The sequence below is a fragment of the Parcubacteria group bacterium genome (assembly GCA_041659505.1).
Classification (GTDB): domain Bacteria; phylum Patescibacteriota; class Minisyncoccia; order Moranbacterales; family UBA2206; genus UBA9630.
Genome location: JBAZYF010000001.1, coordinates 620,048 through 646,806 on the forward strand (window position 1 = coordinate 620,048; position 26,759 = coordinate 646,806).

Genomic DNA, 26,759 nt, shown 5'->3' on the forward strand with positions numbered 1-26,759 from the left:
TGCAATGAAAGATCTGATGTTGATTTTTGGTCAGTGGATGGTGTATCCGGCAATCGCCTTGGTATTCATGTTTGGAGCCAGATGTATTGAGAACCGACGGACAAAGTTTGATGATGATGCGTTGGTGCTGGAAGGAAACACCGCCATCGCTTTGCGCAAGGCGGGGATTTATCTCGGTCTGGCCATCGGAATCGTCGGACCGCTTTCCACGCACACTGGAGGATTCTTCGGTGACGTTTGGAATCTGTGTCTGGGTGGAATTTTTCTGGTGCCGGCGTTGTTCGCTGCTTTTTTTGTCAACGAATATTTCATGTTATCGAGCGTCAACAATGATGAGGCGCTCAAAAAAGGCAATGTCGCTGTCGGTATCGTTGAGTTCTGCAGTTATGTTGGGAGTGGCCTGTTTTTGAATGGGGCGTTTACCAATGGCAACGGCATTGGAGATATTGGTGTGTCTATGGTTTTTTTTGCTCTGGGACAGGCGGCGCTGGTCGCGGTCTATTATGCTTATGCCATGTATTACAGGATGACCAGTCAGAGCAGTGGGGCGAGAGATTTGCCTGAAGTGATTGAACAGGAAAGTGATGTTCCTGCCGCGATTGATGTCGGCGGATTTCTTATTTCTTTTTCTTTCCTTTTGAGGGCAAGTCTTGTCGGCGATTTCACTGGTTGGGGAGCAAGCTTGGGAGCATTTGGCTGTTACTGTGGCTTTGGCTTGGTGCTGCTTCTTGTATATCGACTTGTGGTGAATAAATTTTTTATGCCACGGGTTGAAAATGGAAAGTTGACCGATGAACCACGCAATGTTGCGATGGCGCTGATGGAATCAGCATTGCAAATCGCAGTGGCAATCGTCATTTCTTTTTCAGTTTGATGGGTTAAGGAGAAAACCAATGAAAAAATCAAAACAGATTATCATCGGTTCCGCCCTGACAGCATTGATACTGAGCGGGTGCAGTGACGGTACGTCTACTCAGCGGCGATGTGTCGACAAGGATGGAAAAATCTTGGCCGACAGTGATTGCGCACATGAAGAAGAGATGCGCCGGCGTGGCTATGGCGGCTATCCAGGCAACTGGATGTTGTTCAATAGCCATTATCCTTCCGGTCCTTATGTTGCGCCCTCAGCCCCTTCTCATAATTGGGCCTGGGGAGGAGCAGTCAGCAAGAATCCTGGTGGGACAACCATACTTAAGGGCGGAAGCAGTTCCATGCCGAAGAGTTCCGGTTTTTCTTCTTCATTCCGTGGCGGATCCAGTTCTGGCACAAGTGTTTCTCGCGGTGGTTTCGGAGGCTCAGCCAGTGCGCATAGTGGCGGATTTGGAGGATAACATTTTATGAAAAGGAGGTTTCTGTGAAAAGAATTGCGATTGAACAGAGAAAGGATTGGCAGCTCCGCGTTGAGGAAAAAGGTTTGTTGTTTCATCATACGGAGGAAGGGCTGTATTGGGATGAGCGAGCGTATTATAAATTCACCGCTGATCAAATTGATGTTTTGGATGACGCAACAAACGAGTTACACAAAATGTGCTTAGCTGCCGTTTCGCACGTCATTGAAAAAAACCGCTTCGCCGAACTGGGCATTTCTCCGGAAGTGGCGGAAGTGATCCGTGATTCCTGGCGTCGAGAAGATCCGAGTCTTTATGATCGATTCGATTTCGTCTATGACGGGATCAATCCACCGAAAATGCTGGAATACAATGCTGATACGCCGACCGGCTTACAGGAAGCGAGCATCAGCCAATGGTTCTGGCTTGAGGAAGTTTTTGGCGACAAGTATGATCAGTTCAATTCGATCCACGAAAAATTGCTGGAGACCTGGAATGGACTGCGAAAATTTATTCCCAGCAATAAACTGCATCTGGCTTGTGTAGCAGAGCATATCGAAGATCTGGTTACTACGACATATCTTCAGGATACCGCTGAACAAGCTGGAATTGAAGCCGAGCTCATTTTTATGGGAGATATCGGTTTTGATGCCGAACAGAATCGGTTTGTTGATATGAAAAACAACTTCATCGGTTCGCTGTTCAAATTGTACCCATGGGAATGGCTGGTCAGTGATCAGTTTGGACCAATGGCGCTGGCAAATTACAAGGGTATGCTGTGGCTGGAGCCGATCTGGAAAATGATCCTTTCTAATAAGGGCCTGCTTCCAATCCTTTGGGAACTCTATCCCAACCATGAAAATCTTCTGCCGGCCTATTTCGATGGCCCGCGAGAAATGACCAAGTATGTGCGCAAGCCTTTGCTATCACGTGAAGGCGCCAACGTCACAATCTTTGATGGCGACAAAGAAACGCACACGCCAGGTAGCTACGGTGAAGAAGGGTATATCTATCAAGGCTTGGCAGAAATTCCCTGTTTTGATGGAAATTATCCAGTGCTTGGTTGCTGGGTCATCGGCGGACATTCTGCCGGACTCGGAATCCGTGAATCCAAGACATTGATTACCGACAATTTCAGTCGGTTCGTTCCTCACCTGTTCGAATAACGCAGCAGCTGCTGCAACAATAAGCGCCCGGTCGCAAGACTCGGGCGTTTTTATATTCCGCGTTGTATATTTTAATGTGATATTTGAAGCTAAAATTAGCGAATAGTTTGAGTTTGACAACTGCTATTCTCTGTAGTATATTAAAACGTTCTTTTCATTGTAAATAATAGTGCGAATCTAACCGTTGCGATTTAGCTCAAATAGAAAGAGAGGGGGGTATATGAAAAACAAGTTTCTATTAATGCCATTGATTATTTTGAGTATAGCTTGGATTATTTGGGGTGTTGCTTTTTTGGTCTATGGTTCTGTGATGGGCAATGCTGCTTTACTAATCGGTTCTCTTATCGGAATCGGATCGATTCCTTGGGCAGATTCAAAATGTTCAGAAGGTGATATTGTCATTTTCAAACTGAGCAATGGCTTGAAAAAATTCCTTCGGGAAAATGTATTTGTGTTTGCTTTTTTTTGCGTGGTGTTGCTTTTCTCAACTTTAGCTTATCAGGGCTATGGAGCTTGGGCTGGCGCGTTGGCTGGGTGTGTCGGGTGTGGTATAGCGGCCTTTGCTATCATAATGTTCTTTATCGACTGTAAGGAGGAATCAGTGAGAGTGGTGGCAGGAAAACCAGACAATGAAATCATGATTTCATTGTGCCGCGGAGAGATTTTGAAGAAAATACTCCGAAGCAAAGTCGTCAGACTAGGGTTACCTCTAGTCACAGGATTTTTTGGGACTCATGTTTTGATGCACCATGGCGTTTTGCTCGGTATTCTGGTCATACTGGCTGGGATTGTTGTAACATTGGCGGTATATTTCACTGATTTCATTCATTTTTCTGAGAAAGAAAAAATGGAAGATAGACTGGCTAGCGGACCAGTGAGTGAAATCGTTGTTCCTCAGAAGAGCGATGGTGCATTAGAATATCTGGCAACAGCATATAGCGCTGCTCCTAATCATTGCATATCATCTCACATAGACTCCATAATCAAGCGGGCGACTCGGCTACTCAGCTATCGTAGTGATGACGGAACGGTCGGGGAAATTATCGCAACTTATCATGTTTTTATTGAACAGTATGTCGCTAGAGCAGCAGAGTTAGTCAGGAAGTACTGGAAAGCCTTTGTGTATCTCAGCTCGGTTGATCTTGGTGAGCTATCTTCTGAAATCAGCCGTTTGCAGACTGAGATTGAAAGCGGAGATGCTTCCGCCAAAAAAACGCTTGATGAGAAGAAGATAACTAAGGCTGCGATTGAAGAGATGCGAAAAAAACAATTGTCTATTGGGCGGGGACTTGGCGAAATCGCTGCCACGCTTGAGGCGATGGAAACAATTGTTATTTCAGCGGAAACGAGCGATGCTGATGCTAAAGATGTGCGCGATGAACTTCAGCGCACGCTTTCCACTACCACCTTGGCGATCAAAGAAACGCTTTGTGATCATGAAAAATGAGGATAATTAATCACTAATTTCACAAAACATCCAAAACGGCTTAGATGCAAATCATCGGCCGTTTTTTATTTATTCAGACTGAATATCCTATCTTCTGGACAAAGAAGAATATCTATGATACAAAGGATAGATTTGACCGTTAATAGTTTTTAGTAGTCTTAAAAACAGAATATATGGAAGGGAGGATTAGAAATGACGATTGATTCATTGTCGCGATCATTGGCAAGGGGGGTGGCGAGGCATGTCGTATTGCGAGGAAAAGGAGGACCGCTGATTTTTTTGGTGGTGCTCGGTTCCGGACTTATCGGTATCGCAAGTATGCTGGCAAAATTAGGACAGTTTTTCCCGTTGATGGAAGGAGGTTTTCTGATTGTTTGTTTCTTAGCTGGCTATGTCATTTATCGAGAGGGTATGCATGATCTGGACACTCGGCGTTCGGCGCTGGAATGTCTCGTTTGGCAGGATTTTCCGATTGATGAAGAGAAGCTGTATTATCGACCTCAACTGTTGAGGGGATTGGAACTTGGTTGCGAAGCGATTCATAAACTATTAGAACTGTCCAGGAGGAGCGAGGAGAAAGAAAGCCTTTCGCAGATATTGGATGATGCGATCAAGATGCTTGAGATGCAGCATGACTCAGTCTGTCAAGTACGAGAAGCCCGACGCATCTTGGCGTTAGTTTCAGACAGTCAGGATCGGCGAGAAAAAAATGATCCGCTATTGGCGGAGAATATCCGCGCTATGGGGGAATATGCGACAGAAGCAGAAAGCTTGATCGGGGATATCAATGACCGGTTGAAGACTGTGACCTTGCAGATAGCCCAGTTGGAAACGCGGACCAGTCAGCGCAAAGTCAATGCGACGACATTCGCGAAAGAAAATTCAGATATGCTGAAAAAACTACAGAGTGCTGTGGAGAGAAGAAAGAGTGAGGCGGCTGTTGTGATTCAAAAATTTCAGTACAACTAACATACACAGGAGGAAATACAATGAGTAACAGAGGACAAGGTGCGGGTATGGTATGGTTGGGCTTGGCTGGCATTGCGCTGGTCGTGATGTTGGGAATCGTGACCTATATTTCCATGTCAAAAGATCAAAAGGCCGCTCAGGCGCCGCAAGATCAGACGGCGAAACAGCAGGATGTGACAGAAAAAAAGCCACCGGTCATTCCGGGAACCGTTCAGATTTCAATCGCCAGTTCCAACACCAAGGAGGACTGGTTGCATCAGATGACTGATAAGTTCAACTCGCTTTCCAAAAGCGATGCGGTCTATCAGTTAAATGGTCAGCCGATCCGTGTGGCCATCATTCAGGAAACGATTGATGAAAAGAAAAAGGATTACCGTTCGGGCGCGATGGTCAACGATATTCTGAATAAGAAAATCGAACCAACGATCGCTTCACCGGGGGAAGAATCTTGGATGGACAAATTGAATAAGGAATGGCAGATCCAAAATGGCAGTGCGATCAGCAAGGCAGATGCGCCGATTCTCGTTCGCACTCCACTCGTCATTGCTATGTGGCAATCGCGAGCAACTGCGATGAAAGCTTGGCCAGACGCTGGAGCGGAAGCAAAGTGGTCGGCATTCCGTGCTCTGGCCAATAATCCGAAAGGCTGGGAAAAATATGGCCATCCGGAATGGGGCAAGTTCAAGATTGGGTATGGCTATTTCGGGGAAAGCAATTCTGGTACACTGGCGACAGTCGCCATGTGCACAGTCGGTTCGGGAAAAAAACGTCTGGAATTTTCAGAAATATCGCCGGATAGTCCGGCCGCCAAATTTCTTGGAGACATTGAGAAAAGCAAAGTGCATTCTGGCAAGAGCGATCTATGGCTTTTGGAAAAGATGATCAAAGGCGGGCAGGAATATCTGGATGCTGTTGTCACATATGAGTCAAACGTCATAATGATGAATCACAAATTTGAAAAAGATTTGCGCGAACTGTTGGTCTGTGTTTATCCGCAAGATGGCGCAGTCATGGTCGGGCATCCGTTTGCCATTCTCGATCGTGCTCCCTGGGTCACCCTAGATCAGGCGCAGGCCGCTAAGATTTATCAGGATTTTCTGTTGGCGAAAGAGCAACAGGAACAAGTTTTGGCAGCCGGTTTGCGGCCGGCAGATGCCAGTGTTAAATTGGCTTATCCCTTCGATGCATCACTGGGGGTGAATCCCAATGCAAAGATCGTGGAGCTGGCTCTGCCTGATCAGATGGTTATTGACCGGGTCGGTGAGGTTTGGCACAAAGTAAAAAAACATACCGTCGTTGCCCTAATTTTCGACAAATCCGGTAGTATGAGCGGTTCCAGTCTGAATAACGCAAAAAAAGGAGCCACTGAATTTGTCAACAAAATGGATCCGGAAGATATTATTGCGTGGATGCCTTTTGACTCAAAGTCATATGGCGTGCTAATCGAAGGCACCAAACAACTGATCGGTGAAAAACTGATTAGTGAACATATTGTAGGTTTGGGATCCGGTGGTAACACCGCACTTTACGATACCATTTTGGAAGCTCACAAAAATCTGACCGATATGCGTAAGAAACATGGCGATTCATTCCGCTATGGCATCGTGGTCCTGACTGATGGCGGTGACAACAGTAGTAAGAATTCTCTCACTGATGTTGAAGTGCAACTTCAACCAATGGAAAGCGATCCGACCGGGATCCAGATTTTCACCATCGGCATCGGTGAAGCCAAAGAGATGGTGCTTCGAACAATTGCCGCCAAAGGGAACGGGAAGTTCTACAAGGGAACGCCTGAGGAACTGCAGAAAATTTATGCCGAAATTGCGACTTATTATTAAGCAGCACTTAGCATAAAGGCTAACAAGCAAACGAAAGCGTTTCGGGCTCCGAAACGCTTTTTTCTATTCTAAATTTTCACTGTTCGTGCTAGAATTTGCATTAATGAAATAGTCATAGTGATTGCGGAGAATCGCGATATTGACAAAAATGGTTATCCATAGTATATTAAACAGTTCTTTTTATTACAACGATATTTATATCAACAATAGCGGTTAAGTGCTTTATTCAACAGGGAAATTAAGGAAAGGAGAGGTTATGGGAATTGTGAGAAGATTGTTTGCGAGTAATGCAGTGTCGTTTGCGCTTTTTTGCATCACATGTCTTGTGGGCGGAATTGTTTTACGGACGCAGAGTCTCAAGGCGGGCCTTGGAACTTTCGCCATTGGCATCTGTCTCATTGCAGTTGTGTGGCTCACAGATATCATATGGGTTGTCAATGAGCAGAAACAGAAAGGCAAATCGGCGGACGGCCTGGGCGACGAAATCATTTTTTCCGAGCGGAAAGATACCCCCTTGGAATATCTGGCCGGGTTCAGTCTTTCATCCCCGAGGGATGGGGTTGTTGTGCTGGCCGATTTAATTTTTCGAAGGGCCACGCGGTTGCTGAATTATCAAGCTGAGGATGGTGTCATCGGTGAAGTTCTCAATGCCTATCGATCTTTCATAGATCAGTATGTTGTGCGAGCGGCGGAGCTGGTCAAGAAGCATCGCAAGGCGCAAGAATTTCTCGACAATACGGATCCCGAAAAACTGGCCCGTATCATAACCGACCTGAGAGGGAAGATCAAGGGTGGCAATGTTTCGCTGCAATCGACACTTGATGAAAAACAGAGGACGCTGGAGGAACTCGGCGCGATGCAGGAATCGCAGAGCCAGAGTATTTTCATGCTTGAGAAAATCGATGCTACATTGGAATCGATGGAAACTCTTGCAGTTTCAGCGGAAACCAACAGCATAAGTGCCAAGGATGTGCTTGATGAGTTGCAACGCACTATTTCCTCCACAAGTCAGGCGATCAAAGAAACCCTTTGCAACCACGGCGGATGAATGCGGTCAGGGCGCTAGAAAATGACACATTGTGGCCTTAAATAGGCAAAACGGTTCGATGCAAATCACGGGCCGTTTTTATTTGACTTTTCCAGTAAATATGCTACTATCAAACGTTTGGTATACATGGTTTTTTGCACAGAGGGAATGAAAACAACGGGGGAGTTTTATTCTTTCTGTGTTGAAAGTCAATGGAGTTTATGGCTGGATGAATGCAACTTAAAAACCGAATTAGGGTTAAATTAAAATGGAGGAGGGAGTGGATATGCCAGAAAAAGAATTGGAGCTTAATGTCAACTATACTGAATTGGTTTCGGATATGCGTCAGGAGTTTCTCCGGCGCGGATTTTTGAAACCGGTCAAGCCGGAAGTTTTCTTGGAAGAAAAGCTGAACGTCCAGATGAAAATTCTGGCGGAACGCGTTTCTTCACGAATGGTGCGGGACTGGGATAAGTTATTTCCCGGCGTTGTACGTTCCAATGAAATATTGCGGCGCAAGGTGGAAGAACATCTCGCAGAAAAGAAGCAGGAAGTGCTCGAACAGTTCAAAAGCGAATTGGAGCGAAAAGCAAAGATCCGGCAGGTGCTGGGTTTTATGTTTCGGCCGGCGCAACTGAATCTGATCATGGTTCTTCTCGTTTCCGGAGTGTTTATGTACCCGGCATGTTTCCTGATGTTTTTTTCCCCGAGTGATGCAAATTTGCTCTGGGGAGCCGTCGGGGCAGTGTTTACGGCACTGCTGGATGGAATATTTTTCCTGATGTATCTTTTTGCAAGAAAAAAAGAAAGTCGCCAATTGTGGAGTTCGTAGATATCGCAGTTAACCATGAACTATGAAATATGAAAGTGAAAGGAGTAGCTTATGTTTGGATGCAAAAAAAACGTATGTTTCGTATTCACCCTGTTTTGTCTGCTGGCGTTCAGTGCTTGTGGACCAGTGTATGAACAGGATAAACTTGTTCTTAAGCTGAGCAGTCTCGGCAATCGAGATGCAACAGTTGCCAACAAAAATGAACAGGTGAAAGAAAATACGGAAAAAAAACCGATCACGGAAGGCACTGAAAAAATAGACCAAGCGGAAAAAAAGACAGAGGTAGTGGATGGTGATGCGGAAAATTATCAATCGGAGTTGTTAACCGCTTTTCGGTCCTATATGTTTTTCCCCACTCCAGGAGTAAGGTTCTTGCCTTTCCCAAAAGGCAATCAGGCATATTGTTTTTCCAGGGGAAAAAGTCTCGAATCACCGAAGGATGAGCATTTCAAACTGAATGCAGCGGATGGAGTTATTTCAGCGAATGTGACGGTACACATGCACGTCGCGGATGAATTTCCCGACATCAAGGACCGACTATTGAAATTCGTGAAGACATATAGTCTCACGCAATTTTCCAATTCGGAAAATGTCCTGACTGACTTTATGAGTTCTCGATTTCAACCGATCCTTTATGCCGGATATCAGAATTACTTTTCCGGCAGAAAAGTGTTGGAGCTGGTGCGGGACAAGAAGGGGATTAACAAGTACATGCTGGCCTATATGAATGAAAAATATAATCAGTATGGCTTGGTTTTCACTTTGGTTTCCGTCACTTCTGCAATGAGTTTTGATGAAGAGCAGCAGGAGCGGATGAATAAAATTATCGTCAAGGAAGCTGAGGCGGTCGCGATGGGGATAAGAAATAAACAAGTTTCTCCCTTGATCCAGGAAATCCGCAAACTGGAGCTTGAAGGCAAAGACGAAGAAGCGCGGCTAACTTACGAAGCTAATGCGCAAGCCACTGAAAGAGTGGCTAAGGCTTGGGAAATGCGTCGAAAGCTTGTGATCGAGCAGATTGGTTCTGGCAATTATTTCCGTTGGGAGCAGTCCAAGTTGATGGTGGATGCTCTTATGCAGAAGAAAACAACTGTGCGGATCGTTCCGTCGGGAGCTAATTTATTCCTTGGCGGTTTTAATCAGGCAATTCCGACAATAACGGACGTGAAATAAATTCAATTGCAGATCAAGGAGAATTCAAGCGATGAAAAAATCAATTATTACAATTGTTGGTTGCATATTTCTGATTATAGGATTTGCCGGTTGCGGTCTGATGCATAAAGAACAAGACGAATTGGCATTCGAATATTGCGTAACAGATGGAAAGCCGGTGAATCCCAAGGATAATCCGTTGTTGCCCTATGGAGTTCATGGATATATTGGATGGAATACGGAAATCTTTCGTGTTACCAGCCAGTCACATCAATACGCGATGACGGCTGAGATTACGAAATCGAGTCCATATGATGAAGCGGCCACGTTTGATTCGCATGAAGGCGCTACCATCAAAGTGAATTTTACCACGATGGGACACGTTGAAAATATCTGGATTTTCTATGATAATTTTGGAAACAACCAGTACAAACTGTCTGGTGAATTTTCCGAAATTAAGGATCCGCGGATATATGAGGCGATCCGAGAAGCCAGTCACTATGCCATGGCAGTATTTGTTGAAATGGCGGAAGATATGTCGGCAACCACGATCAAAAAAAGTCCCGACCAGATGAACAAGGAAGCGACGAAGCGGACCAGGGAATATATGAAACAGTTTGGCTTCTATGTCGATGACATCTTTCTTTCCGGACCAATCACTTTTCCTGGTGGTGATGCTATTACTACTGCCTATAATACCACCGGCGTTGCCAATTCTGAAGTGGAAGAGGCGAGGCAGGATAAAGAAAAAATGCTCGAGACCAAAAAGAGCATGATTGACCGGGGCAAGCGGGAAGCGGACAAAATTTTGTCCGAAGCCTCTCGCGAAGCCAACCGGTTGACGGCTGAGGCTGAAGCGATGGCGATGGATATGAAACAGTCCATTGCTCAGATCGGCCTGGACAATACGATTGATCTGTTCGTCGGCCGGGAGTTGGCCAAACTGGTCAAAGAGGGAGTCATTCCCGAAGCTGTGCTGACCCAGGATTCGGTGCTGGGTGCCCCGTTCTACAACAAGAAACTGGTCAATAAATAAAGGCCGGTGCCTGTAAAGGCAACAAGGGTTCAATGCAAACGTGTTGAACCCTTTTTCATTGGATAATTAAGCTGTATTGGTATGTGGGATTATTATGAGTGGTTAGCTTAATATGCACTTGACAAATTCTTCAGTTTACGCTACATTGAAGCGTTCCTTGACAACTTAAGGAAAGATGTAAAATAAGTGGACAAAACGCGCTTTTTGGCGCTTTTTTGTGAGTATTGGCAATAATGCTATTTTTGGCTGTACAACATCAATATCAATGAGAAGGAGAAGAAACAATGAATTCCAAGCAAAGAACAGATTTAATTGACATGGTTACGGCAATGCAGAATCAACTTACTGTGTTAAAACGGAAACTGAGAAGCGGAAAGGATGTTTATTTCGAGGCGACGGAAAAAGTTTTTTTCGAATTCGTCAGCGAAGTGCATCATGCCAGAATCCAGTATCTCATTGATGAGATGCATAAGGATTCAGAAGATGCTCGGAAAAAACTGATTGAGTATCTTGATGGCATTTCCAAGCCCGCTGGCGTCGAAGAAGCGAAATTGGAAACCGAAAAACCTGTCGGTACTGAGGAGACTCCGTTGGATTTTGAATCCATCGGGGATGTTATTGACAATGCCCTGGGATTTGTTGCTGGAATTTTCAGCGAAATCAAAAGTCAATCTGAAAAGGCCCGTGGAAAGGCCGGCGAATTGGCCGGAGAAGTATCGGATGCGGTCAAGCCAACCATTAATGATCTGTCTAAAAAAGGCGGTGAGTTGTGGGACGCGCTGACCAGCGCCGGTAAAGATATGGTCCGGAAGAAAGCATTCACCCCTGAATTCACTTCGCGCATTCATGAAGAACTGCGCAAGCGGGGATGGGGGGATGAAGGCATCGACACGGCACTGGCGGTTTTCTACCAGGTGCTGGCCGAAATGGATAAACCGGTTGAAAAAAAGGAGAAATGATTCATGTATGAAACAATAAAGAAGAATTTTTGGCCGTTGTGCGCCGCTGGTGTTGGAATTTACACGTTCGCAGCTTTGCGTAATCGAGTAGGTTTTGTGGTTCTACTGATAGCTGTTGTTTGTGTATTTGTTATGAAGCGGTTTGACAAAACTATTGATACTGAAGCTCAAAAAAAGCAGCAGGCTGCAGATCGGGAAAAAGCCGAGGTGGCGAGAACCGCCAGTCTCAGGAAACTGAGAGAGGTGACTTTTCAAACCACGGACGAACTCTCGACGACGCTCAGGTCAATTCTGGCCATAGGGGAAACTCTTTCGAATTATGACAAGGCAGCTAATGAAACCGTCGCGGAGATATTGAAAGTATACAAGGTGTATGTTGACAAATATCTCGATAGCGCGGCAACGTTGGCTGAGAAGTATCGCCGAGTCAAGGCTTATCTGAAATCACAAGATCCGACAACTATTCGGGCGGAAGTGAAGGCGTTGAAAAACAGGATGAACGATGGTGAAAAAAATCTCGAACGGACACTCAAAGAAATGAGTGCGACGCTCGGGCGACTTGAAGAGATGCAAAAAGACCAGCCGGAGTTCCGGCAAAGTCTTGACGAAATCTTTGCAACCATCCAGTCACTGGAAAGCTCGATCAAACGAGCCGAAAATGACCCGGATGCAGACACGGAAATTCGCGCAGAAATTCAGCGGACAATTTCATCTACATCGGAAGCGATTGAAACTACACTGGTGAAAGCCAAGCGAGCAATCTGAAATAACTGGAAGAAAAAAAGGAGAATGGGGTATGACGACCGAAACAGCAGTTGCAGTTCAGGAAAAAACATTGGCAAATCTTCCCATATTGGCAATCGGCGATTTTGATAAGGCCAAAGCCATGACCGTGGACGATTTCAAATCCGTGTACTCCCAGCAGACCGCTGAGGAGATTGCTGGCAAGCAGCAGCGCAAGGACATGACCGACGCAGCCGTCGTATACATGAAAGCAGCACGCGGACTCGGTGCCAGCGTGAATGAGATTCTCATGGAGAATGAGGGTCTTCAGAAGCGCTGGGGTGAAGTGATGGGCGACCTGGTGAAAGGTAAGGATGGTTCCGGTTCCGATTTGGAACGCAAGGCAACTGGCCTTCCCATCATCGGCACTTTCTTCAAAAAAAGAATTGACAGCCGGATGACCGCCAATATTCTGGAAGTTCTGCCGGATCTCCTGCGACAGCAGTGGGATGTTACAGAAAAAGCAGCCATGCGGGTGAAAGCCCAGATGGTTATGCTTGTCCAAGCTGAGAAGCAGGCAGAAGGAGACTATCGGCGCCTTGGTGATGACCAGATTCGTCTGCGCGATGAGGCGATGAAGAAAAATGACGAGTTCAATAAGCTTCGCGCGGAATTATCAAACATTGAAGCTCAGCTTGCGGCCAGCAGTGAGGTTGATGATCTTATTGCAACTAAGCAACCCGTACCGGAAGGCAAGAAAGCGCTTTCGAGCGATGATTATGCCAAGCTGATGCAGCGCCGGACTGAGATTATGGAGCAGGACAACGATCGCGAGATCGAACTGCAAACTGTCACTCAGACTTTTCGCGCCACGAAGGACGGTCATGCAATGACCGAACTTCAGATCGGCGAGCTGAACACGACCCGGAAAGCGATGAATGCGATTTCGATCATGTTGGACGCATTTCTGAAGGTAACGCGTCCGATCATGATGCGCAGCATCGTGATTATGAACGCCCAGTCCAGCGGCCTCAAAGGAGCAACGCTGCTCCAGGCACTCGGACAGTCAATGAATGAAAGTTTGAAAATGTGTGCATATGGAATGACAGTTATGACCGAACAGGCCATGGCGTTAGGTCGTATGGAATTCCTGGAAAAGGGCACCGTTGCCGAGGTGAAGCAAATTCAGCTCGCTAATGACAAAGTTTGGAACGAGTTTACTAAAACTCAATACGAACAGGTTATGCAGCGGACCAAGCCCCTTTTGGAACATGCGAATTTCAACGGCGAAACTATTCCCGAAGCGGAATTTACACAAACTCAGGCGTAAGGAGGATGAAGCAAATGGCAGACGAAGTAAAGGCAAGCAATACCAAGAAATGGATTATTATCGGTGCCCTGTGTTTGATCCCGTTCATGTTCCTGACCTGCTCGTATAACTCCCTGGTCTCAAAACAGGAAGAAGCGCGCGAGGCCTGGAGCCGGGTGGAAGCAAATTATGATCGGCGGGCTAAGCTTATACCGAATCTGGTCGAGATTGTGAAGGGCTATGCCACGCACGAAAGGGAGACTTTGACTGAAGTTGTGCGCTTGCAGTCCGCATGGGTTGCTGCCAAGCAATCCGGCGATTTTGCTAAAACACAACAGGCAGCGGCTCAATGGGATGTCACGGCAGGACGATTTTTAACTATTGTGCAGAACATGCCGGAGCTTAAAGCTAACGCGGAGTTTGGTAAGTTAGCATATTCTCTTGAGGGGACGGAGAATCGAATTCTCCAAGAGCGAAAAAATTATGGGGTCCGCGCAACAGAGTATAATAAAAAGCTGCGGCGTTTCCCTAATAACGTGTTCGTGGGATTCGGCGACTTCAAACGGATGGAATTGTTTGAGGCCGATGCCGCGTCCAAAGAAGCGCCCAAGGTTAAGTTTTAACAGCGGGTGAAAATGAAAACGTAACAATGAGACTAGTGCTCGCGGTCAAAGACTGCGAGCATTAATTTTTTTCAAATCAGGAAGAAAGAGAAAAGGAGGAAAGCTCAATGAAAAAAACGTGGTTGTTTCAGATTTCGTTGGCGATGATTTGTCTGGTCTTTGTGATCGGCGTACAAGCGGCCGATTTCAAAATCCCCACTTCAACCGGGAAGGTGACGGATCTGGTCGGACTTCTCAGTTCGGCCGAAGTGGCGAAACTCAAGGAGGAACTCAATCGGTTCGAGAATAGTACTTCTAACGAAATTGCTATTCTAATCACTGATTCACTTCAAGGTCAAGACATTAGGGATTATGGGATTGAAGTGGCCAAAAAATGGGGTGTCGGAAAAAAGGCCAATGACAACGGAATTTTGATTGTTCTGGCGCCCAAAGAAAAGAAATACGGTGTGGAAGTCGGGTATGGTCTCGGCGGGCCGCTGCCGGATATCTTGGCCAAAGAACTGATGGAAAAGATTCTAGTCCCGAAATATCGGGAAAAGAAATATTTCGAAGGCTTTTCTGAGCTGATCAAGCAGTATGAGGCGTTGACCGCTAAGGAATATGCGCCAGCAGAAGGAACTAAGAAAAAAGCTTCAAGCGACTATGATGGGGCGTTTATTGTTTTCATCCTCATACTGGCTATCATCGCAATCATCATAATCATTGTCATTATCAAAAATCGCAATCGTTATGGCGGCGGATCAGGTGGCGGAAGTTCCAGTGGCGGCTGGTTGTTTTTCGGAGGTGATTTCGGCGGTAGTGGAGGCAGTGGAGGTTTCTTGGGTGGCGGTGATTCGAGCGGTGGATCAAGCGACTCAGGCTTCGGCGGTGGAGACTTCGGCGGAGGCGGTGCTTCTGGCGATCTCTGATCCCAAGAAGAAATATCAATCTATCAAGGTTATGACAAGAATTTGTTGTAACCTTGTTTTTTTTCTAAGATTAAAATACTTGATTTTTTAGCTCAGCTAGTGTTTGATTAACATTGGCTGGTAACGGAGGACAGCCGATAGGGAGGCTGTTCTTTTTTTATTTTCATAGACAGAAAATCACTTAGAGAGGCTTTATGGAAACAACGTACGCATCGGCAGGGGTTAATATTTCTGCGGGAAATTTGTTCGCGGAAATGATAAAAAAAAGAGTGAGCATGGCCTGGCCGGAAGGGGGTAATGAAATCGGTAGTTTAGTGTTAACATATGTCAGCTTGCTTTTGTGTCGCTGAATTCTCTCAAAAGGGTTCAGCGATTTTTTGTATATTTTATGTCCAGCCTCAATTTGCTGTATGTCAAGTTTTCTAGATTTCAATGAAAAGATCTAGCTATCTTTATTGATAAAATGGCTCGGTGGGTTTTATTGTCTATCTGCTTGCTAATCTGAAAAAACATAAAGTTAGTGAAAAAAATTTGCAATCCTTCTTTTTGTGTGCTAAAAAGGCAGGACAGACGAATCGAGATTAAAGGCCGAAGAACCTGGCGTTCACCAGGATTCGCTTCAGTGGCATCGCACCGTTTAGGCGGTTGATGCCACAGGAGTAGGCCATAAACCGCTTTCTGAATTCGGACGGCGGAGAAAAGGGTGATGGTAAACCCAGGGGACACCCCTGGACCCCATTTCCTGTGAACATAAGGGCTTCTCCCCGGCACTTTACAGGCCGGGATCAGAAGGGCGGAGTAGCTTCCGAGGTTCGGAGCAGCTTCCCAGAGCGGTTCTCTTTTCCTGATGAAATATATCGGATAAAGAAAACCCCCTGCCAGACATCGAGCACTCTATCGTCTGTCGCTCCTTGTGTCAGCAATATAATGCTGGCGCAAGGAGTTTCTTTAACAATTCAATCAAAAAATATAAGGAGGGACTGTGCATAATTCACATCAACTACGACCGATAGGTGACTTTTCTTTGTTCACACAATTAGCTTGGACAAGAAAAGCCTTGGCGATTTTTTTGGGTGTGTCGAGAAAGGCTCTCGTCAAGGCCCAAAAGATTCTGCTCGCTGAAAGATTCGAAGATGAAATCATGGTCCGTGGAATACCGACCAGGATCATCTTTAACTATGGATTTTTTAGTTTCACCAAAAAAATCAAAAACAAGCGCCGCGAGATACTGGCTCCGCATCCGGATGTCCAAAAAATTTTCAGGGCCCTGGGAGATAAACTGTACAAGCCATCGCGAATACATAAAAAAGCTTTTGGGTTTGTGAAAAAAAGAAGTATTTTGCTGGCCGCCAAGTCTCTTTTGGGAAATCGTCATTTTTTCAGCTTCGATATTGCCAGTGCGTTTCCTAGTATCACGGAAGAAATGGTCAGAAAAACACTACAAAGACTGAGGATTGAAACATATTTAATTGATCCTTTGGTTTGGATAGTAACCCATTATTATAATCAAGAGCGTCGTTTACCCCAGGGATCATCCTGTAGCCCGGTTCTAATGAATTTGGTTTATAGACCAATGTGCGACGAAATTGAGCGGGTTTGCAAAGCTGCCGGAATAGATTGGTTTGTTTACGCGGATGATTTTCATTTCGCGGCGGAAAATGTTTCTCCTGAAATAAAAGCTAAGCTATTGGCAATTCCGCCCAGATATGGATTTTCTATTAAGAAAGAAAAGACTCATGATAATTTAGGGAAAACAATCCCGCATCTTTTGGGACTGACCATCATTGACGAAAAGATTCATCTCAAGCGGAAAACAAAGAAAAAATTCCGGCAATTGCTTTATTGCGCTTGCCAGAACGAATCCTCTATTTCCCCGAAAAAAATTAATGGTATTATCGCATCAATCAGGCAAGTTTATGGGCCAGAGAAAAATTGGCCCGGATGGCTATTAAAAGACTGGCTCAAATATCAGCAGCACATAGGAGGAAATTATGCCAAAAACATCAACTAAAACATCTCGGAGTGAGAATATGTTTAATAAGATGCCTCCTTGTGACTTGGAGGCAGAGGAAAGATTATTGCACAATATTTTGGATGATCCAGACACCACAATTTCTCAAGTCCGCAACATCATATCAGCGGATGACTTTTATCGAAGACAGCACCAAAAGATTTATTCTGCGATGTTGGAACTCGACGAACAAGGCAAGCCGATCGATATTGTGACCCTGGTCGATTTATTGAAAAGCCAGAAGATACTCGAGGAAGTTGGGGGGCTTTACTACATCTCTCAGTTTATCGAAAATGTGCCGGTTCACCCCGACATTGTCCGCTGTGCTCAGATTATCAAGAAACATTCATGGAAAAGGATGGCCACTAGTAAACTATTAGAGCTGGCCAATTATTGCTTTGATGAAGCAACCGAGCCGGACAAGCTGCTGGCCGACATTATTGATGTTCAATCGACTTTGGCCAAGGAATTGCCCGGGGGAAATGAGCTAGATGAGCTTAAATTTGATTTTAATAGTCTCCGACTTCAAGCTTCAATAACAGAAACTCCGCATGAATCACTTAATCGGGAAATCGAGGGTTTTGGAAGAAGTGAGTTGATAATTGTCGCAGGGCGACCTGGTATGGGGAAAAGCGCATTTGTCTTAGGCCTTGTCGGCCATATGGCCATCAGAAAAAAAACGCCCATTATCTATTGTGGAGCACAGATGGCTGGCTCTAGGATTTTCCTGCGAATCATTGCTCAGGAATGTAAGCTTAGTTTTCGAAAATTGTTAACGGGCAGAATATTGCCAAAAGAACTAGGTATAATCAATAAAAAACAGCAGGAGATGAATCAAGGAGGAAAAATCCAGACCATAATCATAAAAGAGACCATCAGCCTCTTGGATCTTATGGCTCAGGTCCGTTGCGCAGGATCAGAATTCGGCTTACTGGCGATTGAAAACCTGCAGCAACTGGTTTGGCCGGGAAATCCCTACCGAGATAAGTGGGCACAAGCCAGTTTTATGCTGGAGAAGCTGAGGGATTTCAGCTATGAAATTAACTTACCCATTGTTATCTCTAGTCAACTTCACCGCGATGTCGATGATCGGGCAGATAAACGTCCTTCACCAGCCGACATTTTTGGACCAAAAGCTGAGGAGTTGAGCGACATAATCCTTTTCCCTTATCGGCCAAATTATTACGAAAAGGGGCAGCTTACCGAGCAAGGTCGCCCGGAAAGAGATGCGGAACTCCTAGTTAGCAAAGGAGGCCCGCCAATTATCTTGCCTTTCACTTTCTGGGGAGAATCTCTTCGCTGGGAAGAGCGAAAAATTGATCCTTAACAAAGAGTCGCTACTGACGAGTTCAGTAGCGGCCCAACCTAATTAACCATTGGTAAAGCCAACGGTTTTTTTTCTTCAAAAGAAACCTTCGATCCAGCCACTTTCAGTCGCGTAATTTTTATATAATTTTAATCAGCACTATTGACACAAAAGCGCATCTGCGATAATATTTTAGTGATGAAATAATAAAGTAGCTGACTTTTTTATGCTGGACAAGAAACTGAAAGAAGCGTTGGAACTTTTGGGAGGAAGAGCTGTCGTCAAGGACCAGGACGAGCACTATATTTTGCTGACTCTCCGAGAATTTCGCAAAATCAAACAAGAAGGGGTTTTGGGCTTGACAAAGCAAGAGTTGGTTGATAAGATAAATAATGATATTGCTAGTTGGAAGTTTTCCCAAGAGGAAGACAAGCTAGCTGAGATCGAACTGGAAACTCTGGGTGAGATTAAAAACGATGAAGTGCACTACGAAAGCGTCGTTCAGGCGTAGGAGTTATCCACAATATAGTCACATTTTCAATTTGTCAAAAGTATTTTTTTAGGGTAGAGTAGTATTTGTGTTAAAATTTAGTTTAATTTAATCCTCCTTCGTTCGCCTGCTGGTGAACTATGGCGGGACGAGCTAAATTCGAGAAAATTTTACGTGGGTTACCATGAATATAGCCCAGGGGTTGTCCTGGGGTTTATGATTTTAATTAATAACAAAAAATCGCAAAGCTGTTGCGGGATTGATTTTTTTTCTAAAAGAAGTCTCCGGCGCACCTCTGCGTAAGTTACCAAACATATGGCAGCAGAAAAATTCGCGAGAACCAAGCCCCATGTCAACGTTGGAACTATTGGTCACGTCGACCATGGCAAGACTACATTGACAGCGGCAATCCTTCACGTGCTGAGCTTTCTTGGACAAGCCAAGGAAAAGGGTATCGATGAAATCGACAAAGCTCCAGAAGAGAGAGAGCGTGGAATCACAATCGCCACTGCGCATTGTGAATATGAATCAGAAAAGAGACATTATGCTCACGTAGATTGCCCAGGACATGCTGACTACATCAAAAACATGATAACTGGCGCTGCTCAGATGGACGGAGCTGTCTTGGTGGTGGCTGCGACTGATGGCCCTATGCCACAGACTCGCGAACATATCTTGCTCGCTCATCAGGTTGGTGTGCCAGAAATCGTAGTTTTCCTCAATAAGGTGGATATGGTGGATGATGCAGAATTGGTTGACCTGGTGGAAGCTGAAGTGAGAGAACTTTTGACTAAATATGAATATGACGGCGAAAATGCGGTTGTGATCCGTGGTTCAGCCTTGAAAGCGCTTGAATCCAAATCAGCTGAAGATGAAGGTGCAAAGCCTGTGCTTGACCTGATTGCGGCACTGGACGCCAAAATTCCTGATCCAATCCGTGAAATGGACAAGCCATTCCTTCTTCCTATTGAAGATATCTTCACAATTGAAGGTCGCGGAACTGTGGTGACTGGAAGAATCGAAAGAGGTGTGATCAATATCAATGAAGAAGTGGAAATCGTCGGTCTTCGCCCAACACAAAAGACTGTGGTGACCGGAATTGAAATGTTTAATAAAACTTTGGATCGCGGAGAGTGTGGAGATAATGCAGGACTTCTGATCCGGGGAATCAAAAAGGAAGATGTGGAAAGAGGTCAAGTGTTGGCTAAGCCGGGATCAATCACTCCTCACACTGAGTTTGAATGCGAAGTTTACATCTTAACCAAAGAAGAAGGCGGACGACATACTCCATTTTTCAAGGGATACAAACCGCAATTCTATATCCGCACAACAGATGTGACTGGTGAGGTTATGCTTCCAGAGGGAACTGAAATGGTGATGCCAGGGGATACTGTGAGCTTCAAAGTCGTTTTGGGTGCACCTGTCGCTATGGAAGAAGGTATGCGCTTTGCGATCCGCGAAGGTGGACGCACAGTGGGCGCCGGTGTCGCAACTAAGATTATCAAATAGTCTTCAACTGATAGTTTTTTCTTTGTCCGGCTCTTCTCATGTAAAAAAACAGTAAAATAGCCAAAAATTTGACGGTTCAAATATTTTATGCTAAGCTGTTTAATTGTAAGGGCAAGTGCCGGATTATAGAGGAAATTGAGGCAAAAAGTAAGTTTTTTATTTAAAAATTCGCATAAATTGATGTCAAAGAACGAAGAAGAAGCAAAAACAAGAATCCGGATCAAGATTAAGGCCTATGATCACAAGATTATCGACCAATCAGCCCGCCAGATCGTAGAGACAGCCCAGAGATCAGGTGCCAGCATTGTTGGCCCAGTTCCTTTGCCTACCGAAATCCGTAAATTTACCGTCAACAAATCCACATTTGTCCACAAAGATGCACGTGATCAATATGAAATGCGGATCCACAAGAGACTGCTTGACATCATCAGCCCAACCCCAAAAACCATTGATAGTTTGACCAATTTGGATTTGCCAGCCGGAGTGGATATTGAAATCAAAATGTAGCTTAGTGCAAAAACTAGTTAAAGTCCGGACGGCATAGCGCCGATGGGATACTGATCTAGCCAAGAAAGAAATTTCTTAACTCGTAAGAGTCTCGGCTGGTAGTGGCCGTTTTTTATTTTATTTAGCAATATATTAGAAAAAAGCAATGAAATTTATCCTCGGAAAGAAGATTGGAATGACAACTATTTATGACGAAAAAGGCGCATTGAATGTGACGCTTTTGGAGTGCGGTGCAAAGGTGTCCTTGGTTAAGGAGAAAGAGAAAGACGGGTATTCTGCAATCCAACTGGAAATCGCCAAAACTAAGAATAAGACCAAGAAGAAGGAATTTTGTGTTGAAGGTAGCGAGCTGAAAAAAGATGATCAAATTTCTGTTTCTATATTCGAGTTGAATGAAAAAGTGATTGTGACTGGCACAAGTAAAGCTAAAGGTTTTCAGGGTGTAGTGAAAAGACACGGTTTTGCCGGAAGCTGCGCTACTCACGGACACAAGCATGACCTTCGTGCTCCTGGTTCGATCGGTTCTGGTTTTCCAGAGCATGTTACCAAAGGAAAAAGAATGGCCGGCCGCATGGGCGGTGATCGTGTCACTACTAAGAATCTGAAAGTAGCTTTTATTGACGCGGAAAAGAATATTTTAGGCATAAAAGGCGCAGTTCCGGGTATTCCAGGAGGAATCGTGGAAATTAAAGCACTATAATCTCAAAAGTATGGCAAAGATCAAAGTATATAACCTGGAAGGCAAAGAAATCGAAGAAATGCAACTCTCTGATTCAGTTTTTGGTTTGCCAAAAAATGACGATTTGGTCCATCAGATCGTAGTAGCGATGGATGCCAATAAGCGCCAGGTGCTTGCTGATACGAAGACTCGTGGAGAAAGAGCGGGTAGCGGAATCAAGCCTTGGAAACAAAAGGGTACTGGTCGCGCTCGTGTTGGTTCAAGAAGAACTCCGCTTTGGAAAAAAGGAGGCGTTGTTTTCGGACCAAGCAATGACAGGAACTACAAACAGAAGATCAACAAGAAGATGAATCAAAAGGCGATTGCTACTGTTCTTAGTGGAAAGTTGAAAGATCAAGAAATTTTTGTGGTGGATAATCTGGCTTTTGCTGAGAAGAAAACTAAGGAAGTGGCTGGAGTGATCAAAAATTTTGCAATCAAAGGAAAAACTTTGATGGCTTTTTCTGATTCTGAAAAAGATCTCCGCATTGCTAGTCGCAATTTGGCCAAAGTGGAAAATATCCTGACTAAGCAACTCAACGTGCTCGAGATGCTGCGAAACAAGAATCTTTTCATGAGCAAAGAGTCCATCCTATTTTTGGAAGAGAAGTATAAACAAGTTGAAGCAAAATAATGGAAAAAAATCTGAATCCCAATGAGGAGAATATCCTCTCAAGAGTGTTAGTCGAACCGATCGTGACCGAAGCGGCAACTGTTCTCATTGAAAGTAATAAATACATTTTCAAAATCTCTCCGCGTGCGACCAAGCTGCAAGTCCAGATGGCGATCGAGAAAATCTATAAAGTCAAAGTCGAAAAAGTTAATACAGTCAGTGTGCCAAGGAAATTCCGCACGCGAGGCCGAATCCCTGGATGGAAGCCTGGTTACCGAAAGGCTATTGTAACTTTGAAAGAGGGAAATAAGATCGATGTGTTTGAAGGGAAATAATTTAGTCTAAACTCGTTATATGGCAATCAAGATCTACAAAAAAAATACTGCTGGACGCCGCAATATGTCGGTTGTTAAGGTTGATTACGTTTCCAAGAAGAAACCGGAAAAGGCGCTTCTCTCTAAACAAGGAAAATTGGCTGGACGTTCACATGGAAAAATATCTGTGCGGCACCAAGGTGGTGGTAACAAGCAGAGATATCGGATTGTGGATTTTCTGCAAGACAAGCTTGGTGTGCCAGGACGCGTAGCGGCGATTGAAAAAGATCCAAACAGAAAAGCTTTTATCGCATTGGTAAATTATGCTGACGGTGAGAAAAGATATATCTTAGCCACGGAAGGGATGCGCGCCGGACAAGAAGTGCTTTCGGCCGAGAATGCTCCTGTGAAACTGGGCAATCGCGCTAAGGTCAAAAACATTCCGATCGGAACCACAATTTGCAATTTGGAACTATTCCCAGGACGTGGTGGACAGATTGTTCGTAGCGCAGGAAGCTCAGCTAGTCTGACCGCTGTCGATGAAAAAACTGCTCAGATCAAGATGCCTTCGGGAGAAATCAGACTTGTGAGCAATGAGTGCTATGCCACAATTGGACAAGCGAGTAATTTTGAAAGCAATTCGATCAATCTGGGAAAAGCTGGAAAGAGCCGTTGGCTCAATATTCGTCCAGCTGTTCGTGGGTCAGCCATGAATCCAGTTGACCATCCACACGGAGGAGGCGAGGGACGTCAGGGAATCGGTCTTAAACATCCGAAAACTCCATGGGGTAAACCGGCACTCGGCAAGAAGACCAGAAAGAAGAAGAAATATAGCAATAAGTTTATAATCAAAAGGAGAGTTAAGCGGAAATAATATATGACAAGAAGTCTGAAAAAAGGTCCTTATGTGGACGAAAGATTAATCAAAAAAGTGCTCGACAAGAAACCAGGCGACAGAAGCGTCATCAAGACTTGGCTTCGTGCAGCAGTCATCTCACCGGAGATGGTTGGTTTCACTTTCGGAGTCTACAATGGAAAAATATTTATTTCTGTTACGCCAACAGAGGAGATGGTAGGACACAGACTGGGAGAATTTTCACCGACACGCAAATTCACACGGCACGGAGGCAAGATGCAAAAAGAAATCGAAACAGCCGCTAAGCAAAAAGAAGCTGATGCGTCAAAGGCAGCCAAGGCATCTGATACTAAGAAGAAATAATCTAGATCAATATGAAAGTCACAGCAGAATTAAACAATTTGAGAATCTCTCCGCGCAAAGTGAAATTGGTCGCTGATTTGATCAAGGGCATGGACGCAATAGAAGCGGTTGCTCAGCTCGACGTAGCGATCAAAAAGACCAGCGGCTATATGCAAAAACTATTGTTGAGCGCCGTTGCTAATGCCGAAAATAATTTTGGACTTTCCAAAACAAACTTGTATGTTTTGGACGCTGTGGTTGGTGCCGGTCCAACACTGAAAAGATGGATGCCAAAAGCCTATGGACGCGCCGGACAAATTTTGAAAAGAACCTCAAAAGTCAGAATCGTGCTGGAAGAAAGAATCGAAGGCAAGGACAGGAAGAGCAAGGAGCAGATGGAAAAAGAAAGGGCTGATCGGATGAAAAAGGCCAAGGATGAGATGAAGAAAGAGGAGGATAAGAAAAAAGAAGAGAAGAAAGATGACGTCAAGGATGGCAAGACGGAAAAAGTAACAGAAGCGAAAGTGAAAAGTGGCGAGAAGAAAGGTGCGGTCGAGGCGAAAGGCTGGAAAAACAAGATATTTCACCGGAAGTCAATGTAAATTTATTTAATCGTAAATAATACCTATGGGACATAAAGTAAATCCAGTTGGACTGCGCTTGGGGATCACTCAAGATTGGAAATCCAAATGGTTCAGCAAAAGAGATTATAATAAAAACCTCAAACAAGATATTGAGATCCGCTTGGAAGTGATGAAAAAATGGAAAGCGGCTTTCATCGGTGAAGTGGAAATTGAAAGATCCCAAGCTGCGGTAAAAATTATCATCAAGACTGCCCGCCCAGGAGTGCTCATCGGACGCGGAGGTAGTGGAGTGGAAGATATCAAACATTACATCCAGAATACTTTTTTCAAAAGTGACCGTAAGGGAGATTTGCGGATAGAAATTCAGGAAATCAAGAATTTTGAAGAAAACGCGATGATTGTTGCACAAAATGTGGCAGAGCAGTTGGAAAAAAGAATCCCGTTCCGCCGTGCGATGAAGATGATGCTGGAACAAGCGATGAAAAATAGTACGATCAAGGGAGTGAAGATTGAAATGTCCGGACGATTGGGTGGTGCTGAAATGTCCCGCCGAGAATGGTTGTCCAAAGGAACATTGCCATTGCACACATTGCGAGCGAACATCGATTTTGCCAGAGCGACAGCGTTTACGACCTATGGAGCGATTGGAGTGAAAGCTTGGCTCTATAAGGGAGAAGTGTTTGATACTAAAAAAACGAATTAAATTTAGAACAATCGTATGTTGATGCCAAAGAAAGTAAAACATAGAAAGGTGCAGCGCGGCGGAGCGATCCGTGGCAATGCAATGCGGGGAAACTCAATCAGTTTTGGCAGTTTTGGATTGAAAGCAGTCGGTGCTAGTCTAGTATCTTCTCGGCAGATCGAAGCGGCTCGTCGCGCGATGACCCGTTATGTGCAAAGAGGAGGCAAGATTTGGATCCGAATTTTTCCGGACAAACCGATGACAAAAAAAGGCGATGAGACTCCGATGGGTAAAGGAAAAGGAGCAGTTGATCATTTTGTCGCTGTAGTGAAACCGGGAACAGTGATGTTTGAGATGGATGGAGTGAAACGAGAAATCGCCAAGGAAGCGATGCGACTGGCGGCTCATAAATTGAATTTGAAAACTAAGTTTGTCACTAAAGAGGAATAAGTGCATCCGAAAGCGCACTACGAACGCGCCCATTCGAAAAGAGGGTAGTAGAAATTTTAAAAAACAAGAATTCGTAGATTCGCATTTAATTCGTAGTTTCGAATCGGTAAACATATGAAAATCAAGGAATTGAAAGAAAAGAATACTAATGAACTCAAGAAGCTTCTTGCTGAAAAAGAAGAAGGTATTCGCAAATTCAGATTTGAATTGGCAACCAAGCAAGTGAAAGGCACACGGCAAATCAGAACAGTCAAGCGCGATGTTGCGAGAATTCTCACTCTAATTAGCCAAGAAAATAAGTTAGCGTAAAGATAATTCTATGGAAAGTCCAAAAGTTGAAAAAAATAAGATCATCACTCGCAAGAAAGGCGTGGTTGTTTCTGATAAGATGCAAAAAACGATCGTGGTAGCAGTGGACACGCTAAAGACTCATCCTAAATACAAGAAAAAATACCGTTCAACCAAGAAATATAAAGCGCATGATGAGGAGAATAAATACAAGATCGGGGATGCGGTTGAGATTGTGCCTTGCAAACCGATGAGCAAGGATAAGAATTATGTAGTCGTGTAGTATGCGAAAAGCGCACTACGAATGCGCTCATTCGAATGAATAAGAAGAATTTAAAAAACAAGAATTCGTAGATTCGCATGTGATTCGTAGTTTCGAATCGGTATAAATTATATGATACAAGCAGAATCAAAATTAAATGTAGCTGACAATAGCGGAGCGAAAGTCATCAAGTGTTTCAAGGTACTTGGCGGAAGTCGCCGAAGATTTGCGCAGCTTGGGGACATTATTGTCGCGAGCGTAAAATCAGCTGAACCGCGCGGAATGGTCAAAAAAGGTGACAAGGTCCGAGCCGTGATTGTCCGTCAAAGAAAAGAATTTCGCCGAAAAGATGGATCCTATATCCGGTTTGATGAAAATGCTGCAGTGATTGTGGAAGCAAAAGAACCAAAAGGCACCCGTATTTTTGGACCGATTGCCCGAGAGATCAGAGATAAGGGATATGCAAAGATCGCCTCTCTTGCACCGGAAGTTTTATAAATAAGAAATTAG

General features: G+C 44.6%; 31 protein-coding genes and 1 pseudogene. All 32 read left to right on the forward strand.

Annotated features, from left to right (window positions below; translation table 11 throughout):
• The first annotated feature begins 4 nt into the window (after nt 1-4).
• The 32 genes and pseudogenes from WC848_02850 (at nt 5) to rplN (ending at nt 26,747) form a co-directional block, all read left to right on the forward strand.
• Complete coding sequence (locus WC848_02850) at nt 5-874, forward strand: DUF350 domain-containing protein (protein ID MFA5961593.1); 870 nt, start codon at nt 5-7, stop codon at nt 872-874.
• 19 nt (nt 875-893) lie between these two features.
• Nucleotides 894-1,331 carry a hypothetical protein gene (locus tag WC848_02855; GenBank protein ID MFA5961594.1) on the forward strand — a complete coding sequence of 146 codons (438 nt, stop codon included), beginning with the start codon at nt 894-896 and terminating at the stop codon, nt 1,329-1,331.
• 23 nt (nt 1,332-1,354) lie between these two features.
• A complete protein-coding gene (locus WC848_02860) occupies nt 1,355-2,494 on the forward strand; it encodes a glutathionylspermidine synthase family protein (GenBank protein MFA5961595.1) in 1,140 nt (379 codons plus the stop codon).
• Between the two features lie 220 nt (nt 2,495-2,714).
• Nucleotides 2,715-3,941 (forward strand): hypothetical protein, encoded by a 1,227-nt coding sequence (locus WC848_02865; GenBank protein MFA5961596.1) that lies wholly within the window; start codon nt 2,715-2,717, stop codon nt 3,939-3,941.
• 192 nt (nt 3,942-4,133) lie between these two features.
• Nucleotides 4,134-4,910, forward strand: coding sequence for a hypothetical protein (locus WC848_02870; protein MFA5961597.1), 777 nt, complete (start codon nt 4,134-4,136; stop codon nt 4,908-4,910).
• Between the two features lie 20 nt (nt 4,911-4,930).
• The gene (locus tag WC848_02875; protein ID MFA5961598.1) at nt 4,931-6,748 is read left to right on the forward strand and encodes a VWA domain-containing protein; all 1,818 of its coding nucleotides are present in this window, start codon (nt 4,931-4,933) and stop codon (nt 6,746-6,748) included.
• Nucleotides 6,749-7,004: 256 nt separating this feature from the next.
• Complete coding sequence (locus WC848_02880) at nt 7,005-7,796, forward strand: hypothetical protein (protein MFA5961599.1); 792 nt, start codon at nt 7,005-7,007, stop codon at nt 7,794-7,796.
• Between the two features lie 265 nt (nt 7,797-8,061).
• Nucleotides 8,062-8,607, forward strand: coding sequence for a hypothetical protein (locus WC848_02885; protein ID MFA5961600.1), 546 nt, complete (start codon nt 8,062-8,064; stop codon nt 8,605-8,607).
• Between the two features lie 51 nt (nt 8,608-8,658).
• The gene (locus WC848_02890) at nt 8,659-9,780 is read left to right on the forward strand and encodes an SPFH domain-containing protein (GenBank protein ID MFA5961601.1); all 1,122 of its coding nucleotides are present in this window, start codon (nt 8,659-8,661) and stop codon (nt 9,778-9,780) included.
• Nucleotides 9,781-9,811: 31 nt separating this feature from the next.
• Nucleotides 9,812-10,795, forward strand: coding sequence for a hypothetical protein (locus tag WC848_02895; GenBank protein MFA5961602.1), 984 nt, complete (start codon nt 9,812-9,814; stop codon nt 10,793-10,795).
• Between the two features lie 284 nt (nt 10,796-11,079).
• Nucleotides 11,080-11,754: a hypothetical protein gene (locus WC848_02900; protein MFA5961603.1), complete on the forward strand. Its 675-nt coding sequence runs from the start codon at nt 11,080-11,082 to the stop codon at nt 11,752-11,754.
• Between the two features lie 3 nt (nt 11,755-11,757).
• The gene (locus WC848_02905) at nt 11,758-12,519 is read left to right on the forward strand and encodes a hypothetical protein (GenBank protein MFA5961604.1); all 762 of its coding nucleotides are present in this window, start codon (nt 11,758-11,760) and stop codon (nt 12,517-12,519) included.
• Between the two features lie 31 nt (nt 12,520-12,550).
• Nucleotides 12,551-13,807: a hypothetical protein gene (locus WC848_02910; protein MFA5961605.1), complete on the forward strand. Its 1,257-nt coding sequence runs from the start codon at nt 12,551-12,553 to the stop codon at nt 13,805-13,807.
• Nucleotides 13,808-13,821: 14 nt separating this feature from the next.
• Nucleotides 13,822-14,409 carry a LemA family protein gene (locus WC848_02915; protein ID MFA5961606.1) on the forward strand — a complete coding sequence of 196 codons (588 nt, stop codon included), beginning with the start codon at nt 13,822-13,824 and terminating at the stop codon, nt 14,407-14,409.
• A 107-nt stretch (nt 14,410-14,516) separates the two neighbouring features.
• Nucleotides 14,517-15,317 carry a TPM domain-containing protein gene (locus WC848_02920; GenBank protein MFA5961607.1) on the forward strand — a complete coding sequence of 267 codons (801 nt, stop codon included), beginning with the start codon at nt 14,517-14,519 and terminating at the stop codon, nt 15,315-15,317.
• 194 nt (nt 15,318-15,511) lie between these two features.
• A complete protein-coding gene (locus WC848_02925; GenBank protein MFA5961608.1) occupies nt 15,512-15,667 on the forward strand; it encodes a hypothetical protein in 156 nt (51 codons plus the stop codon).
• A 674-nt stretch (nt 15,668-16,341) separates the two neighbouring features.
• Complete coding sequence (locus WC848_02930) at nt 16,342-17,328, forward strand: reverse transcriptase family protein (protein MFA5961609.1); 987 nt, start codon at nt 16,342-16,344, stop codon at nt 17,326-17,328.
• A complete protein-coding gene (locus WC848_02935) occupies nt 17,309-18,655 on the forward strand; it encodes a replicative DNA helicase (GenBank protein MFA5961610.1) in 1,347 nt (448 codons plus the stop codon). The genes WC848_02930 and WC848_02935 overlap by 20 nt, the downstream gene beginning before the upstream one ends.
• A gap of 205 nt (nt 18,656-18,860) precedes the next feature.
• Nucleotides 18,861-19,145, forward strand: a complete 285-nt coding sequence (locus WC848_02940) for a hypothetical protein (GenBank protein ID MFA5961611.1) — start codon at nt 18,861-18,863, stop codon at nt 19,143-19,145.
• A 294-nt stretch (nt 19,146-19,439) separates the two neighbouring features.
• The gene (gene tuf, locus WC848_02945) at nt 19,440-20,633 is read left to right on the forward strand and encodes an elongation factor Tu (GenBank protein ID MFA5961612.1); all 1,194 of its coding nucleotides are present in this window, start codon (nt 19,440-19,442) and stop codon (nt 20,631-20,633) included.
• A 180-nt stretch (nt 20,634-20,813) separates the two neighbouring features.
• Nucleotides 20,814-21,140 carry a 30S ribosomal protein S10 gene (gene rpsJ / locus WC848_02950; GenBank protein MFA5961613.1) on the forward strand — a complete coding sequence of 109 codons (327 nt, stop codon included), beginning with the start codon at nt 20,814-20,816 and terminating at the stop codon, nt 21,138-21,140.
• Between the two features lie 145 nt (nt 21,141-21,285).
• Nucleotides 21,286-21,840: a 50S ribosomal protein L3 gene (gene rplC, locus WC848_02955; protein ID MFA5961614.1), complete on the forward strand. Its 555-nt coding sequence runs from the start codon at nt 21,286-21,288 to the stop codon at nt 21,838-21,840.
• 10 nt (nt 21,841-21,850) lie between these two features.
• Nucleotides 21,851-22,492, forward strand: a complete 642-nt coding sequence (gene rplD / locus WC848_02960; protein ID MFA5961615.1) for a 50S ribosomal protein L4 — start codon at nt 21,851-21,853, stop codon at nt 22,490-22,492.
• Nucleotides 22,492-22,806 (forward strand): 50S ribosomal protein L23, encoded by a 315-nt coding sequence (gene rplW, locus WC848_02965; GenBank protein MFA5961616.1) that lies wholly within the window; start codon nt 22,492-22,494, stop codon nt 22,804-22,806. Before rplD ends, rplW begins: the two co-directional genes overlap by 1 nt.
• 19 nt (nt 22,807-22,825) lie before the next feature.
• Complete coding sequence (gene rplB / locus WC848_02970) at nt 22,826-23,659, forward strand: 50S ribosomal protein L2 (protein MFA5961617.1); 834 nt, start codon at nt 22,826-22,828, stop codon at nt 23,657-23,659.
• Between the two features lie 3 nt (nt 23,660-23,662).
• Entirely contained in the window at nt 23,663-24,004 is a 342-nt protein-coding gene (gene rpsS, locus WC848_02975) for a 30S ribosomal protein S19 (protein ID MFA5961618.1), read from the forward strand.
• 11 nt (nt 24,005-24,015) lie between these two features.
• A pseudogene (gene rplV, locus WC848_02980) lies at nt 24,016-24,354 on the forward strand (50S ribosomal protein L22).
• Between the two features lie 256 nt (nt 24,355-24,610).
• A complete protein-coding gene (gene rpsC, locus WC848_02985) occupies nt 24,611-25,270 on the forward strand; it encodes a 30S ribosomal protein S3 (GenBank protein ID MFA5961619.1) in 660 nt (219 codons plus the stop codon).
• A 15-nt stretch (nt 25,271-25,285) separates the two neighbouring features.
• The gene (gene rplP / locus WC848_02990) at nt 25,286-25,699 is read left to right on the forward strand and encodes a 50S ribosomal protein L16 (GenBank protein MFA5961620.1); all 414 of its coding nucleotides are present in this window, start codon (nt 25,286-25,288) and stop codon (nt 25,697-25,699) included.
• Nucleotides 25,700-25,813: 114 nt separating this feature from the next.
• Nucleotides 25,814-26,008 carry a 50S ribosomal protein L29 gene (gene rpmC / locus WC848_02995; GenBank protein ID MFA5961621.1) on the forward strand — a complete coding sequence of 65 codons (195 nt, stop codon included), beginning with the start codon at nt 25,814-25,816 and terminating at the stop codon, nt 26,006-26,008.
• 10 nt (nt 26,009-26,018) lie between these two features.
• Complete coding sequence (rpsQ, locus tag WC848_03000; GenBank protein ID MFA5961622.1) at nt 26,019-26,270, forward strand: 30S ribosomal protein S17; 252 nt, start codon at nt 26,019-26,021, stop codon at nt 26,268-26,270.
• A 111-nt stretch (nt 26,271-26,381) separates the two neighbouring features.
• Nucleotides 26,382-26,747, forward strand: a complete 366-nt coding sequence (gene rplN, locus WC848_03005) for a 50S ribosomal protein L14 (GenBank protein MFA5961623.1) — start codon at nt 26,382-26,384, stop codon at nt 26,745-26,747.
• The last annotated feature ends 12 nt before the right edge of the window (nt 26,748-26,759 follow it).

What these genes read in the sequence shown, in the direction of transcription:
- WC848_02850 (MFA5961593.1), top strand. Translation starts at nt 5, where the DNA reads ATGAAAGATCTGATGTTGATTTTTGGTCAGTGGATGGTGTATCCGGCA.
- WC848_02855 (MFA5961594.1), top strand. Translation starts at nt 894, where the DNA reads ATGAAAAAATCAAAACAGATTATCATCGGTTCCGCCCTGACAGCATTG.
- WC848_02865 (MFA5961596.1), top strand. Translation starts at nt 2,715, where the DNA reads ATGAAAAACAAGTTTCTATTAATGCCATTGATTATTTTGAGTATAGCT.
- WC848_02870 (MFA5961597.1), top strand. Translation starts at nt 4,134, where the DNA reads ATGACGATTGATTCATTGTCGCGATCATTGGCAAGGGGGGTGGCGAGG.
- WC848_02875 (MFA5961598.1), top strand. Translation starts at nt 4,931, where the DNA reads ATGAGTAACAGAGGACAAGGTGCGGGTATGGTATGGTTGGGCTTGGCT.
- WC848_02880 (MFA5961599.1), top strand. Translation starts at nt 7,005, where the DNA reads ATGGGAATTGTGAGAAGATTGTTTGCGAGTAATGCAGTGTCGTTTGCG.
- WC848_02885 (MFA5961600.1), top strand. Translation starts at nt 8,062, where the DNA reads ATGCCAGAAAAAGAATTGGAGCTTAATGTCAACTATACTGAATTGGTT.
- WC848_02890 (MFA5961601.1), top strand. Translation starts at nt 8,659, where the DNA reads ATGTTTGGATGCAAAAAAAACGTATGTTTCGTATTCACCCTGTTTTGT.
- WC848_02895 (MFA5961602.1), top strand. Translation starts at nt 9,812, where the DNA reads ATGAAAAAATCAATTATTACAATTGTTGGTTGCATATTTCTGATTATA.
- WC848_02900 (MFA5961603.1), top strand. Translation starts at nt 11,080, where the DNA reads ATGAATTCCAAGCAAAGAACAGATTTAATTGACATGGTTACGGCAATG.
- WC848_02905 (MFA5961604.1), top strand. Translation starts at nt 11,758, where the DNA reads ATGTATGAAACAATAAAGAAGAATTTTTGGCCGTTGTGCGCCGCTGGT.
- WC848_02910 (MFA5961605.1), top strand. Translation starts at nt 12,551, where the DNA reads ATGACGACCGAAACAGCAGTTGCAGTTCAGGAAAAAACATTGGCAAAT.
- WC848_02915 (MFA5961606.1), top strand. Translation starts at nt 13,822, where the DNA reads ATGGCAGACGAAGTAAAGGCAAGCAATACCAAGAAATGGATTATTATC.
- WC848_02920 (MFA5961607.1), top strand. Translation starts at nt 14,517, where the DNA reads ATGAAAAAAACGTGGTTGTTTCAGATTTCGTTGGCGATGATTTGTCTG.
- WC848_02925 (MFA5961608.1), top strand. Translation starts at nt 15,512, where the DNA reads ATGGAAACAACGTACGCATCGGCAGGGGTTAATATTTCTGCGGGAAAT.
- WC848_02935 (MFA5961610.1), top strand. Translation starts at nt 17,309, where the DNA reads ATGCCAAAAACATCAACTAAAACATCTCGGAGTGAGAATATGTTTAAT.
- WC848_02940 (MFA5961611.1), top strand. Translation starts at nt 18,861, where the DNA reads ATGCTGGACAAGAAACTGAAAGAAGCGTTGGAACTTTTGGGAGGAAGA.
- tuf (MFA5961612.1), top strand. Translation starts at nt 19,440, where the DNA reads ATGGCAGCAGAAAAATTCGCGAGAACCAAGCCCCATGTCAACGTTGGA.
- rpsJ (MFA5961613.1), top strand. Translation starts at nt 20,814, where the DNA reads ATGTCAAAGAACGAAGAAGAAGCAAAAACAAGAATCCGGATCAAGATT.
- rplC (MFA5961614.1), top strand. Translation starts at nt 21,286, where the DNA reads ATGAAATTTATCCTCGGAAAGAAGATTGGAATGACAACTATTTATGAC.
- rplD (MFA5961615.1), top strand. Translation starts at nt 21,851, where the DNA reads ATGGCAAAGATCAAAGTATATAACCTGGAAGGCAAAGAAATCGAAGAA.
- rplW (MFA5961616.1), top strand. Translation starts at nt 22,492, where the DNA reads ATGGAAAAAAATCTGAATCCCAATGAGGAGAATATCCTCTCAAGAGTG.
- rplB (MFA5961617.1), top strand. Translation starts at nt 22,826, where the DNA reads ATGGCAATCAAGATCTACAAAAAAAATACTGCTGGACGCCGCAATATG.
- rpsS (MFA5961618.1), top strand. Translation starts at nt 23,663, where the DNA reads ATGACAAGAAGTCTGAAAAAAGGTCCTTATGTGGACGAAAGATTAATC.
- rpsC (MFA5961619.1), top strand. Translation starts at nt 24,611, where the DNA reads ATGGGACATAAAGTAAATCCAGTTGGACTGCGCTTGGGGATCACTCAA.
- rplP (MFA5961620.1), top strand. Translation starts at nt 25,286, where the DNA reads ATGTTGATGCCAAAGAAAGTAAAACATAGAAAGGTGCAGCGCGGCGGA.
- rpmC (MFA5961621.1), top strand. Translation starts at nt 25,814, where the DNA reads ATGAAAATCAAGGAATTGAAAGAAAAGAATACTAATGAACTCAAGAAG.
- rpsQ (MFA5961622.1), top strand. Translation starts at nt 26,019, where the DNA reads ATGGAAAGTCCAAAAGTTGAAAAAAATAAGATCATCACTCGCAAGAAA.
- rplN (MFA5961623.1), top strand. Translation starts at nt 26,382, where the DNA reads ATGATACAAGCAGAATCAAAATTAAATGTAGCTGACAATAGCGGAGCG.